Raw genomic sequence first — 16,877 nt, 5'->3', positions numbered from 1 at the left:
TTATTATTTTCCATTCCAGAGAATGCGGGGATCGGCGGCGCAGCCCTGTGACTGCGTTTGCGCCCATAAATCATCATGGCCCAGCGTGTCGGCCATAATGTCAGCGATGTTGTCGAGCGTGCAGGTTGAAAGGCGTCCGGTCATGACGATATTTGTCCGGCGCAGGATCATATCCTCCAGATTAAGGGTCATACGGTTGCGGGTCAGCCAGATGATTTCGCGGCGCGAGTAGCCCGGCGCATCGGTAACCGGCGCATCCTCCTGCTGGCCACAAAACGCCGCGACTTCGCGGGCCACGGTACCGTAGCGGCTATAAAGCTCTTTCGTTCGCTGGGTGGTCAGTCCGCTATCCTGCGCCAGCTGCACCACATCCAGAGTGCCCGCTCCCGGGTAGGCGCGATCGGCGGTACTGGCCGTTCGCTGTCGCCCCAGCAGGTTGAGCACGCTGTTGGCCGCCATTTCGGCAAACGAGCGGAAGGTGGTCCATTTTCCCCCGACCAGCGAGATAACCGGCGTACTGCCCGCGCGGTCTTCAAACAGAGCATGATCGCGGGCGGCCTGCGTCGCGCTGCCGTTGCCCGCCTGCAACGGGCGGATGCCGCTGGTGACCGCGACAATGTGTTCCCGGGTCAGGGTGATATCGTCAAACAGGTGATTCAGTGACGACAGCAGATAGTTCACTTCATCATCCACCACCTGGCGGTCCTGCGGATCGTCGGTTTCCACCTCGGTGGTGCCGATCAGCGTTACGTCCTGCACCGGCATACAGACCACCATCCGTCCGCGCCCGTCGTCAAAATAGAATGACCGACCGCCCATACGTCCGTGAAGCTGAGGATGACGCAGCACCAGATGCGCGCCCTTTACGCCACGGACGCGGGTTGCGTCGATGCCCAGCTGCGAATTGACCCGGTCAATGGCCGAACCGGCGGCATTAATAATGACTCGGGGCCGCAATTCTGCCGTCTCGCCGCTCAGCGGATCGGTAACGGTAATACGTCCATCCTGCATGTATTGCCAGCGGATGTGATTCACTGCGGTTACGCCCTCAATACGGCTGGCGGCCTCCAGCATTTCAAAGACCAGCGCTTCCGGGCCGGTGATTTGCCCGTCGTAATAGCTGATCACCGAACGCACGGCTTTAGGCAAGCCTGGCGGAAAGTTCCTGCCGCTGAGAACCACTTTATGATGCGGCAGCGCACGGCGGATCGCCCCAAAACGTTCATAGGCCAACAGGCCACTTTTCAACGCCACGAAACTGAGTGGACCTGGGCTGCGGGAAAAGCCAAAAAAGCGCAGCGCCGTGCCCGGCAGCCCTTTCACCCAGTGACGTACCGGCACCACCACCTCCAGCGGTTTCACCAGATGGGATGCGTCGTGCAGCAGCATATTACGCTCCCGCGCCGATTCCCGGACCAGATCGAACTCGCGGTTCTCCAGGTAGCGCAGTCCGCCGTGAGCCATACGGCTTGACGCACTGCTGGCCCCGGCGCAGAAATCCCCGCTGTCGATCAGCGTTGCCGATACGCCGTTGAGGGACAGATCCCGCAGCAACCCCACCCCATTGACACCCCCACCAATCACCAGCACGTCCGGCACCGGGTTCGCTTTCAGCTTTACCCAGGCTTCCTGACGGCCAGTCTGCGATTGATCCCTAATTTCAGAACTCAACATGCGATCTGCCTCACGAAACTTTGATTATTAAACACGTTGTACGCATTACATATGTCAATAACGATAGACTAATGTCAATATCGATGTAACAGTAATGTGAAGAAAAAACACCTGCCCGCGGGATTTCACCACCCGACAGCCGCAGGTTTTTTTCTTCTTACCTACTGAAAAACAACGAAAACCTGCATAACTTTGGAGTGAAATGATGGATAGAGTGAAAAATAACGGGCTGCTGCTGAGCGGAAGCATCATTGCCTTTGTACTAATGGGGGCCGGGCAATCGCTGATGGGGCCGGTGCTGCCGGAGTTCCGCCAGATGTTCGATCTGACCATTGCTTCAGCCAGCATGGTGGTGACTGCTCAATGGGTCGGCGCGTTAATTGGCGTTATCGCACTGTTTTTCGCCGGTAAGCGCGACTGGACAGCGCTGGCCTTTACCCTGCTGGTGGTGGGTGCGGCGCTGATGGCGTTTCATCTGAACTGGCCGCTGACGCTGCTGGGATCGCTGGCGTTTGGAGCAGGTTACGGTGCCAGTCTGGCGCTGGTGAATACCCGCCTGCTTGACGCCTTTGGCAAAAAGGGGCCGTCGATGGTCAGCCTGGTCAACGCCCTGTTCGGCGGCGGTGCCATTGTCGCCCCGCTGGTGTTTGTGGCGCTGGCGCGCAATCCGCAGCTGTGCTTCGGCATTCTGGCTGTCGGGCTGGTCCTGCCGCTGCTGTTGTCGTTCCGTTTTCCAAAAACGCACGCGGCAGAAGAAACGGCTCAGGGTAATAGCGGTTTCACACTCTCGGTGCCGACGCTGCTGGTGGGCGCATCGGGTACGGCGATTGAGGCCTGCCTGATCGGACTGGGTCCGGTGATCCTGGTAGCGGGGAATTTCAGCGACACGGCGGCGGCCAGCGCGCTTTCGCTGTTCTTTGTCTTTTTCCTCAGCGGGCGTATTGCGCTGAGCTTTGTCGGCCATCGCCTGCCGGCCGCGCCGATGCTGATCGGCGGCTTTGTCGGTGGCGCTGTGCTGCTGGCCTGCGCCGGGAGTGGGATCGCCCCGACGCTGACCTATCCGCTGGTGGGCTTCTTTATCGGCAGCATCTTCCCGAACTTCTTTGTGTTTGGTTCGGCGCGGATGGGCAACGACCCGCGCACCGGCTCTATTATCGTGACCGCAGCACTGGCCGGAGGCGTGGCCGGGCCGCTGATTGTGGGACAGGTGATGGCAAATCTGCCGCCGCTGACGCCGTTCTGGCTGCTGGCAGGCTACAGCGCGTTTGTTGCGCTGTGTGGTCTGCGCATTCTGAAGACCAGGACGGCATCGCCGCTGCCCGTCGCCGGGAAATAAGATTTTGTGATGGTTGATAATTCTGCTGCCGATAGCCTGATGACCGTGGTTTCAAGCTTCGCGTTAGAAAGTGAACCAGAAGGGTACTGCCGTTTATCGGAAGGGGTACGCAGTGGAATGCCCGCCTGGCAGTAAAGTAGCGGACAGATGAGCAGACCAGGTATCCCCGCGTACTGCGGGGATACCTTCTGTTACGCGGGCGAGCGGCTTAGCTGCCGACGTTCGGCGATCTTCTCGGCGTGCAGCAGCACTTCCTGCAGATCGCCTTCATCGATATCGAGCAGCTGGCCTGCCAGCAGTGCCTCATGCAGGTCGTCACGGGTAATCGATACGGTGATGTCAACCGGCGACGGCGCGGGTTCCGCAGCGGCCAGCGGGTGCGGATAGCGACGCCCGGCAAGGTTGTTGAACAGAATGGCCAGCAGCGCCAGCGACACCGAATTCAGCAGGACCGGGGTAAACGCAAACTCGTAGCCCGTGTTGTGGATGCCCGGCCCGCCGAGCACGGCGGTCAGCGCCACGGCCCCACCGGGCGGATGCAGGCAGCGCAGCTTAAACATCAGTGCAATTGCCAGGCACGCCGCCACACCACAGGCAATGGCCGGATTGTCGATCCACATCCCGACGGTCACCCCGGTCAGGGCGGAGATAAAATTACCGCCAACGATCGACCACGGCTGGGCCAGCGGGCTGTTGGGTACGCCAAATAATAAAACAGCCGAGGCCCCCACCGGGGCAACAAACCATAAGTTAACCTCACCCAGCACCCAGTGGCTGAACAGGCTGGTGATCGCCAGCCCGATACCGGCACCGATACTGGCAAGAACCATCTGCTTTCTGGCAACCGCCAGCGGATGGGGTTTCAGGCGACCGAAGAAAATTCGAACCTTCGCGAGAAGATTATCTGGAGTGGAGTGATTCATAGCGCAGGTGACTAATCCATAGAAAATTCTTATATTATGAGCGGCGATTCTCCTCCGATTACGCCCCGCAGGCAACCTGAAAAAAGTAAGGTTTTTCATATTCAACCGACCGGTTTTCGGCTACGGTATTTTTTATCTTTATAAAATCGCTGTGTTATTTTTCAAGGAGCTGTAATGCGTCGTTTCGTACTGAAGGGATTTATGCTGATGTTAGTGGGTTCTTTGGCCGCCTGCAGTCAGTCCACGGATAGCGTCACCGCCCACACCAAAAGTTATGTTTTTAAAGCCAAAAACGATTTTGACCCCAACTACACCACCCAGATTTCCGGCACTATCCAGTTAATGAAGCCTGTTTTTAAAACGTTTTATGATGACGGGATAAAGGATCGTCAGGCGGGGATGACGCGCGAACAGGCGCTGCTGAAAGCGGAAAACTTCAGAAAAGAAAAATCCTCAGAAAAGATGGAAAGCCAGCATACCTTTATTAACAGCAGCTATACCAGTTCGCTGAGCGACAAGCAGCGGGCGCTGTTTATTAATGAGGCGATGGGAACCTATCTGGACGGTTTTGACGGCCGCTGATCGAAAACCACTGCGGGGCCGGGGCCAGACCCGGCGATTCATCTGGCCCCGACGAGCCGCCTTTGGCCAGCGGCTCGTTACCCTGACTGAGGCAGGTCAGTTAAACCAGTGCGGCAGTGGATCGGGCAAATGAACCCAGCTACGTGGCCCGGCAGCCAGTTCGCTGTCGGTCAGCAGCGCCGCATTCAGCTGGCGGCGCAGTTCCCCTTCATCCATCTGCATACCGATAAACACCAGTTCCTGTCGTGCATCGCCTACCCCATCCTGCCAGTGCTGCATAATCCAGCGCAAGGATTCTTCATCCTGCGGCCAGCGATCGCGCGGTACGCCTACCCACCAGCGGCCCGCCATCTCCTGGCGCGACACACCACCGGCCTGTGACCAGCTACCGGCAAATTCAGGCCTGCTTGCCAGCCAGAAATAGCCTTTGGAACGCACGACCCCCGGCAGTTCGCCGCTGAAAAATTCCCAAAAGCGCTGCGGGTGGAACGGTCTGCGCGCGCGCCAGACAAAATTGCTGATACCGTACTTTTCCGTCTCCGGCACGTGGGTGCCGCGCAGCTCCTGCATCCAGCCGGGAGCCTGCGACGCTTCGGCAAAGTCAAACAGGCCGGTATTCAATACTTTATCCAGCGGCACCTGGCCGAAACGAGCGATTTCAATACGTGCGCGGGGATTGAGGCTGCGCAGGATACCGGTAAGCTGTTCGCGCTGCTTTTCGCTGATCAGATCGGTTTTGTTGATAATCAGCACGTCACAGAATTCAATCTGTTCAATCAGCAGATCGACTACCGAGCGTTCGTCAAACTCGCCGAGCGACTCGCCGCGGGATTCAATGCTGTCGCGTGACTGATAGTCGCGCAGGAAGTTAAAACCATCGACCACCGTCACCATGGTGTCCAGCCGTGCCACCGCCGACAGGCTTTCGCCGCTGTCGTCTTCAAAGGTGAAGGTTTCCGCCACCGGCAGCGGTTCGGAGATGCCGGTGGATTCAATCACCAGCTGGTCGAAGCGGTTTTCCCGCGCCAGGCGGTTGACCTCCAGAAGCAGGTCTTCACGCAGCGTGCAGCAGATACAGCCGTTGCTCATCTCGACCAGCTTTTCATCGGTGCGGGAGAGATCGGCTCCGCCGTCGCGGACCAGTGCGGCATCGATATTGACTTCAGACATATCGTTGACGATAACCGCGACGCGTCTGCCCTCGCGGTTATTGAGAATATGGTTGAGCAGCGTGGTTTTACCCGCGCCCAGAAAGCCGGAAAGCACGGTAACCGGCAGGCGACCATCACGATCGGTGTTGATGCGTTGTTGTGACATAGTGACATCCTCAGGTGCGTTAACGCGGAGATGAACGGGCGTTAAACCGTATCCCTTATGGGGTAATTGTTATGTTATAACATAACAATCGAGGCTGTCATCTGTTTATCGTTGTTACGGCCCGCATTAGCGGGCACGTTCAGCCAGTAAACCCCGCAGCAGCAGCGCCAGCGCTTCGCTACTCTGCGCCAGGCGGGCGTCGCTATCTTCTCCTTCCGCGATCCAGAATGCGGCTTCGGCCAGGCTGCCGTATATCAGCGAGGCCAGCGCCTGCGGATTCGCTTCGGCTATCACGCCCTGAGCAATCAGTTGGCCAATCAACCGCTGCATGGCATCAACGCAGTGGCGCTGTGATTCCTGAGACGGTCCACCCAGCACGGAACGGGCATCGCGCAGGACAATACGCTGATATTCAGGCTCCAGAGCCATGGTCAGATAGGCATTGCACCGATGGGTAAACCCCTGCCAGCCATCTTCAGCCGTGCTGGAAATCGTCTCCAGCCGTGCGTCCATTTCTGCATCGATCTGCTCAACCACCGCCGCGAGCAGTCCCTTTTTATCGCCGAAATGATGATAAAGCGCCCCCCGGGTTAGCCCCGCCTGCCCGGTCAGATCGTCCATCACCGTATCGGCATAGCCGACCTCACTAAAAACCTTTCGCGCCGTTGATATCAGCGCGGCACGGGTTTCTTCCATCTCTGCGCGCGTACGTCGCACCATCATCCTCTCCTTCAGCTAACGAGTCTTGACTGTTTACATACGCGACGTATGAATATATGCTTTTTCATACGCCACGTATGTATTATGTCTGCAGCCGTTTTTCGTGGCAAGCGGATGCATTATGGAGAAGGAAATGATCGCCACTTATCGTGAGTTATTTGCTGCACCGGGCACGCGGGCTTTTACCCTCGCCGGAATACTGGCAAGGCTTCCGCTGCCGATGACGGGTATTGGTATCATCGTCATGCTATCGCAGTCCGGTGGCAGCTACGCACTTGCCGGGGCCGTTTCTGCAACTTTTGTTTTGACCTATGCGCTGATATCACCGCAGATTTCCCGTCTGGCGGACCGCTACGGCCAGCGCCGGGTGCTGCCTGCTGCCACGGCAGTCAGTTCGCTGGGCTTTTTAACTCTCTCAGTGAACAGCCTGTGGCAGGATACGGCATGGCTGATGTTCGCTGGCGCAATGCTCACCGGATTTATGCCTGCGGTCTCGGCGATGATCCGCACTCGCTGGACGGCTCTCTATCGTGGGCGACCTCTGCTACAGACGGCCTATTCACTGGAAACGGTGCTGGACGAACTCTCTTTTATCGCGGGGCCTCCGCTGGCGGTGGCGCTCGGAGTGATTGTGCAGCCCCAGGCCGCTTTGCTTGTGGCTATGTTGCTGCTGATCGTCGGCATAGCCGCGCTGCTTGCTCAGCGAGTAACCGAGCCGCCGCAAATCTCACGTGATATCAACGGCGGCAGCCAGGCTCTTATCCATCTCCCGACGGTGCGCTTACTGGTCATTTTAATGATGGCGATGGGCGTTATCGTTGGCACCATCGACATCGTCAGCGTAGCTTTTGCCACCAAACAGGGGCAGCCCGCTCTGGCCAGCCTGGTTTTGTCTGCGTATGCGTTGGGATCGTGTTTTGCCGGGCTGCTGTTTGGCACGCTCAAGCTGCGGGCCACTTTGAATCAACAGTTGGTGTTCGGTGGGCTGGGGACCGCTTTAGCCACTCTGCCGCTGATAATGGCAGGTAGCATCCTTTCCCTGACCGCAGCGGTCCTGCTCTCCGGTCTGTTTTTCGCCCCAACGATGATCGTCGCGATGTCACTGGTTGAGCGAACCGTACCCGAACATCGTGTAACCGAAGGGATGGCCTGGCTGCTTGCCGGGTTGAATATCGGAGTTGCACTCGGCGCGGCAGTGGCGGGACAGGTACTCAATCATGGCTCGCCTTCACAAGGGTTTAGCGTAGCGGCGGGAGCCGCAGCGGTGATTCTTGCCGTCGTTTTTTATGGCTTCCGCCGCCCGGAGCCCGCCGTCACCGGTGAATAAATACGATCGGGTTAACGACGAAATCGACTGATTTTAATAAGGAAAAAAATGAGCGCTGAACTAAAACCCTCTGCGGTTGCCCCGGAAAACAGTTTATGGATGGCGGTGATTTGCGTTGGCCTGGCAACGTTTGCCGTGGTTACCACAGAAATGCTGCCCGTGGGGCTGCTGACGACAATGGCAGAATCCTTAAACACCACTAACGGAAAAGCCGGGATGGCTATTTCACTGCCCGCTCTGCTTGCCGCCCTGTTTGCACCGTTTGTCGTTATTGCATCAGGAGGAACTGACAGACGCATTATTTTACGCTGGCTATTGGTGCTGTTGGTGATTGCCAATGTCGCATCAGCGCTGGCTCCCTGTATCCTTCCGCTGCTGGCTGCACGTATCCTGGTGGGGTTTTGTATGGGAGGGATCTGGGCGATTGCCGGGGGATTATCTTCGCGTCTGGTTACCGCACAATCCGTCGGCCTGGCAACGGCCATTGTGTTCGGCGGCGTGGCCGCAGCCTCTGTGCTTGGCGTTCCGCTTGGCGCATTCATCGGGGATTATGCCGGATGGCGTTGGGCATTTGGCGGCATGGCGCTGTTCAGTGTTTTAGTTCTGACCCTGCACTGGATCTTTATTCCGGCGCTGCCGGTAACGCATTCCGTTTCGTTCCGCCAATTTGTGCAACTACTGCAAAACCCCCGGATACGGGCCGGTCTGGTACTGACTCTGCTGCTGGTGGCCGGGCATTTTATGGCTTTTACCTTTGTTCGCCCGCTGCTGCTGGATGTGGCGCTGTTTGAGGTGAAGTGGATCGGTATTCTGCTGCTTGTTTATGGTATCACCGGCGTGGTGGGGAATTTCCTGACCGGGATCGTCACCACAAGGCGCGCCGCATTGACCCTGTTAGTGATTTCGCTGGGCTTAATGTTCACTCCGCTGCTTTTTTTGAGCATCGGACACTATCACACCGGCAGCGGAGCCGCGCTGATACTCTGGGGCCTGGCTTACGGCGGAGTCTCGGTCGGTTTGATGAGCTGGATGATGAAAGCCGCACCGCGAGCAATCGAAATCGCCACGTCGCTCTATGTTGGGGTGTTTAACATCGGTATTGCGGGCGGTTCCTGGTTCGGAGGGCAGATCGTCGACCGGTTTGGTCTGGTGCCGAACCTCTGGGTGACAGCCGCGATACTGACGGCTGCGGCGCTGCTGTCACTTTACCTGTTGCTTCACGAGCGGAAAAACACCCCTGTTACTCTGAAGCACTAGCTATAACGCTTTGCCCCAAACACACAAAGGATCACCGCCGTGGCGCAGGCAACCATGCTCCAGGCGATGGATTCATGGAGCAACACGGCGGCCAGCAGCAGGCCGAAAAACGGCTGCAACAGCTGAAGCTGACTGACGCCTGCAATGCCGCCAAGCGCCAGGCCGCGATACCAGAACAGAAATCCAATCAGCATACTGAACAGCGAAACGTAGCCCAGGCTTAACCAGCCTGGCTGGCTGACGGCGCTCCAGCTGTGCGGCAGGCTGAACAGCGCGATAATCGCCATCAGCGGCAGAGAGAGCAGCAGTGCCCAGCTGATCACCTGCCAGCCCCCCAGCCGACGCGATAAACCCGCGCCTTCCGCATAGCCCAGACCGCAGACGATGACCGAAGCGATCATCAGCAGGTCGCCGCTTAGCGATCCGCCCTGCCCGTTGGCGATAGCGAATCCGGCCACGATGGCGGCACCGAGCAGTGAAAACAGCCAGAACGCCCTACGGGGGCGTTCTCCGCCGCGCAGTACGCCAAACAGTGCCGTGGAGAGCGGCAGCAGACCGATAAACACCACGGAGTGACCGGCGCTAATATGGCGCAGGGCCAGCGCGGTCAGCAGGGGGAACCCTACCACCACGCCTAGCGCGACAATAAGCAGCGGCAGGATATCCGAGCGCGCCGGGCGGCGCTGGCGCAGCAGCAACAGCAGTGCCCCGCCCAGTAGTGCGGCAATGGTGGCTCTCGCCGATGTCAGGAACAGGGGCGAAAAATCATTTACCGCCACGCGTGTGGCCGGGAGCGAACCGCTGAAAATCATTACGCCTGTCAGCCCACTCCACCATCCTGCCGTTGTCCGTTCCATAGTTCCTCGTTTCTGTTTTGCCTCACATTTTCAACGATAATAGGCAACGTCAGGAACGTTTCGAAGATACAATGCAGTACAATTTTACCAAACTGTATGGATAAAATTGACCATACAGCTGTGATTGCCGTGAGGAAAACTGCGATGACCCGTACCGAAATGCTGATAGCCGATATTCGCAGCCAGATTATCGGCGGCGCACTCTCCGCAGGAGAACGTCTGCCGTCAGTGCGCGGCTATGCGGCAAAGATGCAGGTATCGCCGTCGACCGTCGTTGAAGCCTATGAACGACTGGCGGCGACGGGAATGATCCGCGCACGCCGGGGGGCCGGATTTTTTGTGACCGGGTCGCATCAGCCACCGCTCAATCTGGTGGAAAAGAATGTCGATTATCAGCGCGACGTTGATCCGTTCTGGGTGTCTCGCCAGGCGCTGGATGCCGATCGCGATGTGCTGAAACCCGGCTGTGGCTGGCTTCCTGCCGACTGGATGCCGGTGGAGCCCTTGCGAAAAGCCATGCGGCAGCTGGCCCGTTCGGATGCCAGCCTGCTATGTGATTACGGTACGACACGCGGTGCGACGGCGCTGCGGCGTCTGCTGCTGGCGCGCTTTGCCAGCGAAGGGCTGACGACGCCCATGGAGCAGATTATGCTGACCGGCTCCGGAACCCAGGCGCTGGATTTAATCTGTCGTTTCCTGCTGCGGCCCGGTGACACGGTTCTGGTCGACGATCCCTGCTATTTCAATTTTCAGGCCCTGCTCCGTGCGCATCAGGTCACTATCGTGGGCGTTCCCTTTACGCCGACCGGCCCTGACGTGGCCGTATTTGAGTCGGTTCTCAGCCAGTCGCGCCCCAGGCTGTATATCACCAACTCGGCGTTACATAACCCGACCGGGGCAAGCCTTTCCCCGCAAACGGCCTGGCGCTTGCTTAACGCGGCCCGCGAGCACGATCTGATTATCGTTGAAGATGATATCTTCGCCGAGTTTGAACCTGAACTGTCATCACGGCTGGCGATCCCCGACGGCCTGGAGCGGGTGATTCGCATGGGCAGTTTTTCCAAAACGCTTTCGGCTTCGGTTCGCTGTGGCTATATCGCCTGTCGTCCTGAATGGATCGAGGGGCTGACCGATCTGCAAATTGCCACCAGCTTCGGCGGCCCAAGCCCGATGACCACTCAACTGCTGGCTGCTGTGCTTTCCGGCGGGAGCTACCGTAAACATCTTGATGAGGTTGTCCGCAGGCTGTCAAAAGCGCGTAAAGACGCGGTCGAGCGTCTGGCTGCGCTCGGCATAACGCCGTGGATGGTGCCGCGCGGTGGGTTTTATCTGTGGTGTCGTCTGCCTGCGGGATTAGATTCCACGGAAATTGCCCGCCGCTGCCGACTGCACAACGTGGTGCTGGCACCGGGCAATGTCTTCAGCGTGTCGCAGTCGGCGGGGGAATTTTTACGTTTTAACGTCGCGCATCTGAACGATGAGCGCGTGTATAGCGTTTTGAAGGAAATGATGGCGGCATGTTCAGCCGGGGATTAGCGTCCGGGCGGGCAGCGTATAACAGAGGCTTCCGTTTAAAACTGCCCGCCGGGCTCCGTATGCCGCTGACGGTCTCACCGTTTTCACGACGGAGAGATTCGCCAGCGGGGTGTTTCGCCTTTAGTGCAGGCTCTCTTCCTTCAAATCAATCGCTCTCAGCGCCTGCTGGAAGGTGGTGTCGGTAATGTTGCGGGCGCGTTTAAGCCTGAACAGCTCGGCGCGCTGGGCTACGATCGCCTCGCGCTGCATCTCTTTTTCAATGCGGGCACGCTTCTTCAGTTCCTGGCCAACATCGTTCTGGTCGTCGCTGTCATTGTAGTGAAGGCGACGCTGGTAGGTTTCCAGCAGCAGGTTTCCGGCATCCGCCCGCATCGCTTCTTCTTCCGGGTCGTCTACGGGCTGGCTGAGCAGTTCGTTCAGGCGGGCAATCGCCGCTTCGGTTAACGCAGCACCAATCGCGCCCTTTCCGGAATCATGGGGTAAGTCATCGGCCAGATACGAAGTCATGATCGGCAGACCGATCGCGGCAACGATCAGCGACAGCAGGATCACCGACATCGACAGGAAAATCAGCAGGTCTCTGCCCGGGAACGGTGAGCCATCGGTCAGCACCACAGGGAGCGTCAGGATACCGGCCAGCGTGATCGAACCTTTTACGCCGGCCAGCGCCATCACCGCCACCGCGCTGAACTGCGGGCGGCTGGTGGTCACTTTGCCCTTACGCTTCTGGCGGAACACCGTCAGCGTAATGGACAGCCATACCCAGCAGAAGCGCACAACGCCCAGAGCGAGGGTGATCACCACCGCATACAGCAGCAGATACCAGGGGGAGGAGACGCCCGCCTGGCTGGCAACGTCTGGCAGGGTTTGCAGCATGCGGGGAAGCTGTTCACCGAGCATCAGGAAGATCATCCCGTTCAGGATGGTCTGCAGCATGTTCCAAACCGCGCTGCTTTTCATGCGCGTGGCGGGCAGGCGCGGACCGGAGAGCTGCTCGTAGTGCATGGCAATCCCGGCGGCAACCGCGGCCAGAATCCCCGACACGTGGAAGCTTTCAGCCAGAATGTAAGCGGCAAACGGGATAAGAATACTGATCAGGATCTGTATTGCCGGTTCTTCGCGGGTACGCTTAATCAGGAAGTTATTGCACTTACCGGTGGCCCAGACCACCACCAGCCCGCTGAGGATACCGCCGATGGCCATCACCACAAACCGGGTGACCGCATCGCTGGCGGAAAAGCTGCCGGTCAGCACCGCAGCGACGGCAAAGTTAAATGCCACCAGGCCGGATGCGTCGTTGAGCAGCGATTCGCCCTCAAGGATATGCCCCATGCGTGAGGGTAGCGGCGAGCTGGCGGTCATAGCCGATACGGCGACCGGGTCCGTCGGTGACAGAATCGCCGCAAGGGCAAATCCGGCGGCGACGGTGATCGCCGGGATCAGCCAGTGGATAAACAAACCGATACCGATAATGGTAAACAGCACCAGCCCGATGGCCAGTGAAAGAATGGGTTTTAAATCACTGAAAAAAGCATCCTTCGGGATGCGCCAGCCGTCAAGAAACAGCAGAGGAGGAATAAACAGCAGCAGAAAAATGTGGGGATCAAAATCGACCTGAAAACCGCTGGCTGCCAGCGCCGCACCGGCCGCAATCTGGATCAGCGGCAGCGGGATTTTGGCGGAAAGCAGGTGAGAGATAAACACAGTAACAACAATGGCCATCATAAAAACTAATACAATGGTGATCAGTGACATTCGTAGCCTCCCCTTTTAGTAAAAATGGCGTCACGCATACAGACCATCTCCCTGGTTGAAATAAACAACAAAAAATGACTGATATTCACGGAACAACGGTTCTCTCGTCATTGAATGAAGCGTCATTTTGGCTATCAGCCCGGAGGGATGATACAGGAAATATCCGATGCGAAAATGATGCATTCATGGCGCGCCGTGCGGGCACTGCTCACGTGGTCAAAATATCCCCACTTTTTAAGATGGTAATTTTTAACATCAGATGCGGTAGTCAACCTATTAAGATTTTAACTGCGCATCGTTATCAGATATTTATCTTTCACAGTTTCCCCCCGCGCTGTTAATAATCGTAATAACTTAATTGTGTGGCGGTGAAACTCATGACTGAACGTATTCGTTTAGCAAAAGCGGAAGAGGCAGAATTACTCCACGGTTTATTGCAGCGCGCCTATGCGCCGCTTATTCCTCAGGGAATTCATTTCACCATTACCCGCTCCAGCGTGGAAGATGTTCGCGCGGTGATCGCCAGCGAATCGACCTTCGTACTGGAAAATGAGGGACGCCTGGTTGCCACGCTGACCGTCCGCTTTCCCTGGGCTGCCGACAGTAAACAGGTATCGCCGTGGCCCTTCCTGCACTGGTTTGCCGTCGATCCGGAGTTCAAAGGCCAGGGTTTCGGCAGCCGGATTATCCGTTACGTTGAAGAAAGCTTCCTGCGCGATACGCTGAAATCCCCGGCGGTTTACCTGGCGACGGCAATTAAACATCCGTGGCTGTCACAGCTCTATTTGCGCCGCGGCTATCAGCCGTTTCATCGTGCGGTCAATCCGCTGGGCGTAGAGCTGGTTTATTTAACCCGCGTGCTCGATCAGCAGCGCTATCAGCAGGCGAAAATTAAAGAGTACATACACGATTTTATTGAAAACTCACTGACTGCTTAGTCGTCTTTATTACCTTTCTGGGAAAACTATGCGCTTAAATAATAAAGTGGCCATGATGGCTACGGTATCGCTGTTGGCTTTATCCGTCTCATCGGCATTTGCCGCCGCTGAACCCCGCACGGGCGGCACCCTGACGTGGGGCGTTGAAACCGAACCTAAACCGTTAAATCCTCAACTCAACGGCCAGTCAAAAGCCGAGCTGATCCTGCGCGTGGCCTATGAATCACTGCTGGCACGTAATGCCGACGGCAGCTTCGTTCCGTGGCTCGCGGAAAGTTACCGCGTGGAGCAGGACGGCAAGCGCATTATTTTCACCCTGCGCCCGGATGTAAAATTCTCCGACGGGGCCAAATTGAATGCTGAAGCGGTGGCAGAAAACTTCCGCCATATTCAGGACCCGTCCTACTGCGCGGGTTCCAGTCTTTGTGCGTTAAGCCGCCATATTGACAGTATTGAGACCCCGGATGAACGTACCGTGGTGCTGAATCTCAAGGCGGTTTACTCACCGTTCCTCGCCTTTGCCGCCGGTCTGAAACTGATTTCACCGAAATCCTGGCAGTCGCCGGATCTGAAAGCGGGCGGCGCTTCCGTGGCCGGAACCGGGCCGTTTATCCTGCAGCGCTATGAAAAAGGCCAGCAGATTGTCTTTGTGAAGAACCCGGAATACAACTGGGCACCGGCCAACGCCGGCCATCAGGGACCGGCTTATCTGGATGGCGTGACCTATCGCTTCCTGCCGGAATCCTCGGTGCGCGTGGGAGCGCTGCTCTCCGGCCAGGTTGATGCGATTGAAGGCGTTTCCGGTAACGATGCCGGTGAGTTTAAAAACAATCCGGACTTCACCTATCAGCACGCGCTGAATACCGGTACGCCGTACTCGCTGTTCCTCAACGTGGAATACGGCCCGACGCAAGAACTCAAGGTGCGCCAGGCATTGTTACAGGGACTGGACGTGGCGCCGATCCTGCAATCCATTTATCGCGGCGAACGCACCCGCGCCTGGGGCATTACCTCCCCGGTCGATCCGCTGTACACCAACGGCGTGGAGGGTAAATACGGTAATAACCCGGAGCTGGGCAATAAACTGCTGGATGAAGCAGGCTGGAACACGCGTGATGCCGACGGTTTCCGCACTAAGGACGGCCAGCGCCTGAGTATTGAAATTATCCAGGCGCAGGCAACGGTGCGCGATCAGCGCGATGTGCTGCTCCAGGCCATTCAGGCTCAGGCCCGTCAGCGTCTGGGCGTGGAGCTGAAGCTGCGCTACGTGGACTCCGGCACGTATACGGAACTGCGCAACAGCGGCCAGTTTGGTTCCATCGCCAACTCGAATACCGAAACCGACGGCATTGATATTGAAAACCACTATCTGCCGGTGAATGCAGGCGGTGCTATCAACTACAGCCGCACGTCCGATCCGGCGATCCTGCCGTTGCTGAAAGGCGCTTCCGCGACCGCTGATGTTCCGGCTCGCCGTGGCTTCTACGCGCAGCTGCAGCAGCTGGCGATTATCGACCAGGCCGTGGCGATACCGCTGTACGAGCCGGAAGATCAGATTGCCGCCGCCAGCTACGTCAACGGTATTGGCTTCCGTCCCTTTAAACAGATGCCGGAAAACGCCTACAGCGTCTGGCTGAGCGAACATTAACAGGTGAGCCATGAGTAGCGAAACCACCCCCCTGATTAAAAGCGTCGGGCAACCGCGCCTGAAGGCGTCATCATCGCTGGCCTGGCGTATTGCCGGGCGTATCGGCGGTGGGGTGATGGTGCTGTGGGCAGCCGTCAGCCTGTCGTTCATTGCCGTCTGGCTGGCCCCGGGTGATATCGTCAGCCTGCTGGTCGGTGAACAGGTGCGTACCCCGGCAATTGAGGCGGCTATCCGCGCCGAATGGGGGCTGGATCGCCCGCTGTGGCAGCAGTATCTCAGCTATCTGTGGCGCATCATGCACGGTGATTTTGGTCGCTCCTACATGCTGAACGTTGATGTGGGCCAGCTGGTTGCCTCGCAGCTGCTGCCCACGCTGAAACTGGCCGGTGCGGCGCTGCTGGTCAGTGTGGTGTTTGCGGTACTGGTTGCCGTGCTGACTGCACACCGCCGTTGGGGACGCAGCGTTGCCAACGGACTGGAGCTGCTGCTGGCCTCCACTCCCTCTTTCTGGCTGGGGATTGTGCTGCTGTTTATCTTCAGCTTTACGCTGCGCTGGTTCCCGGTGGCCGGTGACCGCAATTTCGCCGCGCTGATACTGCCTTCTCTGTCGCTGGGGCTGGCTCAGGGCGCGGTGGTGTCGCAGGTGCTGCGGCGCGGGCTGGAAGATGCGCTGGACCAGCCCTTCTCCCTGACGCTGCGCGCCTGGGGGATTCACGGGGTGATCGTGCGTCTGCGCCATGCGCTACGACATGCCGCACTGCCGGCGGTGACGCTGACCGGCTGGCTGGTGGGTGGCCTGCTGAGCGGCGCGGTGATCACCGAACAGGTGTTCAGCCGCCCGGGACTCGGCAAGGTGACCGTTGATGCGGTGCTGGCCAAGGACATGCCGGTGGTGCTGGCCGTGGCGATCCTCTCTGCGCTGGTTTATGTGGTGATGAGTACGCTGGTCGATATTCTCGGCCTGCTGATCGATCCGCGCCTGCGCAGCCAGGCAGACAAGGAGTAAG

General features: G+C 58.1%; 14 protein-coding genes. 8 read left to right on the top strand and 6 right to left on the bottom strand.

Annotated features, from left to right (window positions below; translation table 11 throughout):
* Positions 1-3: 3 nt before the first annotated feature.
* Positions 4-1,674 (bottom strand): glycerol-3-phosphate dehydrogenase/oxidase, encoded by a 1,671-nt coding sequence (locus tag IBT47_RS02415; RefSeq protein ID WP_200559013.1) that lies wholly within the window; start codon positions 1,672-1,674, stop codon positions 4-6.
* A gap of 202 nt (positions 1,675-1,876) precedes the next feature.
* On the opposite strand from IBT47_RS02415, the gene IBT47_RS02410 reads away from it, so the two are divergent.
* Positions 1,877-3,010 carry a sugar MFS transporter gene (locus IBT47_RS02410; RefSeq protein ID WP_200559012.1) on the top strand — a complete coding sequence of 378 codons (1,134 nt, stop codon included), beginning with the start codon at positions 1,877-1,879 and terminating at the stop codon, positions 3,008-3,010.
* 191 nt (positions 3,011-3,201) lie between these two features.
* Here the strand turns inward: IBT47_RS02410 and IBT47_RS02405 are convergent, their stop codons facing one another.
* Positions 3,202-3,933 carry an HPP family protein gene (locus tag IBT47_RS02405; protein ID WP_200559011.1) on the bottom strand — a complete coding sequence of 244 codons (732 nt, stop codon included), beginning with the start codon at positions 3,931-3,933 and terminating at the stop codon, positions 3,202-3,204.
* Positions 3,934-4,107: 174 nt separating this feature from the next.
* Between IBT47_RS02405 and IBT47_RS02400 the strand changes: the two genes are divergently transcribed.
* Positions 4,108-4,515, top strand: coding sequence for an Exc2 family lipoprotein (locus IBT47_RS02400; RefSeq protein ID WP_200559010.1), 408 nt, complete (start codon positions 4,108-4,110; stop codon positions 4,513-4,515).
* A 96-nt stretch (positions 4,516-4,611) separates the two neighbouring features.
* Here IBT47_RS02400 and zigA read toward each other — a convergent pair whose 3' ends face one another.
* Both zigA and IBT47_RS02390 read right to left on the bottom strand, forming a co-directional pair.
* Complete coding sequence (gene zigA, locus IBT47_RS02395; RefSeq protein WP_200559009.1) at positions 4,612-5,832, bottom strand: zinc metallochaperone GTPase ZigA; 1,221 nt, start codon at positions 5,830-5,832, stop codon at positions 4,612-4,614.
* Between the two features lie 126 nt (positions 5,833-5,958).
* Positions 5,959-6,552 carry a TetR/AcrR family transcriptional regulator gene (locus tag IBT47_RS02390; RefSeq protein WP_200559353.1) on the bottom strand — a complete coding sequence of 198 codons (594 nt, stop codon included), beginning with the start codon at positions 6,550-6,552 and terminating at the stop codon, positions 5,959-5,961.
* A 133-nt stretch (positions 6,553-6,685) separates the two neighbouring features.
* Here IBT47_RS02390 and IBT47_RS02385 point away from each other — a divergent pair, with 133 nt between their 5' ends.
* On the top strand, positions 6,686-7,879 hold the full coding sequence (locus IBT47_RS02385) for an MFS transporter (RefSeq protein ID WP_200559008.1): 1,194 nt from the start codon (positions 6,686-6,688) through the stop codon (positions 7,877-7,879).
* A gap of 48 nt (positions 7,880-7,927) precedes the next feature.
* Positions 7,928-9,136, top strand: a complete 1,209-nt coding sequence (locus IBT47_RS02380; protein WP_200559007.1) for an MFS transporter — start codon at positions 7,928-7,930, stop codon at positions 9,134-9,136.
* On the opposite strand, the gene IBT47_RS02375 is transcribed toward IBT47_RS02380, so the two are convergent.
* Positions 9,133-9,993, bottom strand: coding sequence for a DMT family transporter (locus IBT47_RS02375; RefSeq protein WP_200559006.1), 861 nt, complete (start codon positions 9,991-9,993; stop codon positions 9,133-9,135). The genes IBT47_RS02380 and IBT47_RS02375 overlap by 4 nt on opposite strands.
* 144 nt (positions 9,994-10,137) lie before the next feature.
* On the opposite strand from IBT47_RS02375, the gene IBT47_RS02370 reads away from it, so the two are divergent.
* Positions 10,138-11,529, top strand: a complete 1,392-nt coding sequence (locus IBT47_RS02370) for a PLP-dependent aminotransferase family protein (protein ID WP_200559005.1) — start codon at positions 10,138-10,140, stop codon at positions 11,527-11,529.
* A gap of 120 nt (positions 11,530-11,649) precedes the next feature.
* Here IBT47_RS02370 and IBT47_RS02365 read toward each other — a convergent pair whose 3' ends face one another.
* A complete protein-coding gene (locus IBT47_RS02365; protein WP_200559004.1) occupies positions 11,650-13,284 on the bottom strand; it encodes a Na+/H+ antiporter in 1,635 nt (544 codons plus the stop codon).
* 377 nt (positions 13,285-13,661) lie between these two features.
* Here IBT47_RS02365 and IBT47_RS02360 point away from each other — a divergent pair, with 377 nt between their 5' ends.
* The 3 genes from IBT47_RS02360 to IBT47_RS02350 are packed head-to-tail and all read left to right on the top strand — an operon-like array spanning position 13,662 to position 16,876.
* Positions 13,662-14,222, top strand: a complete 561-nt coding sequence (locus IBT47_RS02360) for a GNAT family N-acetyltransferase (RefSeq protein ID WP_200559003.1) — start codon at positions 13,662-13,664, stop codon at positions 14,220-14,222.
* A gap of 52 nt (positions 14,223-14,274) precedes the next feature.
* Positions 14,275-15,870: an ABC transporter substrate-binding protein gene (locus tag IBT47_RS02355; RefSeq protein WP_370569856.1), complete on the top strand. Its 1,596-nt coding sequence runs from the start codon at positions 14,275-14,277 to the stop codon at positions 15,868-15,870.
* A 10-nt stretch (positions 15,871-15,880) separates the two neighbouring features.
* Positions 15,881-16,876 (top strand): ABC transporter permease, encoded by a 996-nt coding sequence (locus IBT47_RS02350; RefSeq protein ID WP_200559001.1) that lies wholly within the window; start codon positions 15,881-15,883, stop codon positions 16,874-16,876.
* The last annotated feature ends 1 nt before the right edge of the window (position 16,877 follow it).

It is taken from the genome of Erwinia sp. S43, assembly GCF_016624745.1.
Taxonomy (GTDB): Bacteria; Pseudomonadota; Gammaproteobacteria; order Enterobacterales; family Enterobacteriaceae; genus Erwinia; species Erwinia coffeiphila.
This window is presented reverse-complemented; position numbering and strand designations above follow the sequence as displayed.

What these genes read in the sequence shown, in the direction of transcription:
- IBT47_RS02415 (WP_200559013.1), bottom strand. Translation starts at nt 1,674, where the DNA reads ATGTTGAGTTCTGAAATTAGGGATCAATCGCAGACTGGCCGTCAGGAA.
- IBT47_RS02410 (WP_200559012.1), top strand. Translation starts at nt 1,877, where the DNA reads ATGATGGATAGAGTGAAAAATAACGGGCTGCTGCTGAGCGGAAGCATC.
- IBT47_RS02405 (WP_200559011.1), bottom strand. Translation starts at nt 3,933, where the DNA reads ATGAATCACTCCACTCCAGATAATCTTCTCGCGAAGGTTCGAATTTTC.
- IBT47_RS02400 (WP_200559010.1), top strand. Translation starts at nt 4,108, where the DNA reads ATGCGTCGTTTCGTACTGAAGGGATTTATGCTGATGTTAGTGGGTTCT.
- zigA (WP_200559009.1), bottom strand. Translation starts at nt 5,832, where the DNA reads ATGTCACAACAACGCATCAACACCGATCGTGATGGTCGCCTGCCGGTT.
- IBT47_RS02390 (WP_200559353.1), bottom strand. Translation starts at nt 6,552, where the DNA reads ATGGTGCGACGTACGCGCGCAGAGATGGAAGAAACCCGTGCCGCGCTG.
- IBT47_RS02385 (WP_200559008.1), top strand. Translation starts at nt 6,686, where the DNA reads ATGATCGCCACTTATCGTGAGTTATTTGCTGCACCGGGCACGCGGGCT.
- IBT47_RS02380 (WP_200559007.1), top strand. Translation starts at nt 7,928, where the DNA reads ATGAGCGCTGAACTAAAACCCTCTGCGGTTGCCCCGGAAAACAGTTTA.
- IBT47_RS02375 (WP_200559006.1), bottom strand. Translation starts at nt 9,993, where the DNA reads ATGGAACGGACAACGGCAGGATGGTGGAGTGGGCTGACAGGCGTAATG.
- IBT47_RS02370 (WP_200559005.1), top strand. Translation starts at nt 10,138, where the DNA reads ATGACCCGTACCGAAATGCTGATAGCCGATATTCGCAGCCAGATTATC.
- IBT47_RS02365 (WP_200559004.1), bottom strand. Translation starts at nt 13,284, where the DNA reads ATGTCACTGATCACCATTGTATTAGTTTTTATGATGGCCATTGTTGTT.
- IBT47_RS02360 (WP_200559003.1), top strand. Translation starts at nt 13,662, where the DNA reads ATGACTGAACGTATTCGTTTAGCAAAAGCGGAAGAGGCAGAATTACTC.
- IBT47_RS02355 (WP_370569856.1), top strand. Translation starts at nt 14,275, where the DNA reads ATGATGGCTACGGTATCGCTGTTGGCTTTATCCGTCTCATCGGCATTT.
- IBT47_RS02350 (WP_200559001.1), top strand. Translation starts at nt 15,881, where the DNA reads ATGAGTAGCGAAACCACCCCCCTGATTAAAAGCGTCGGGCAACCGCGC.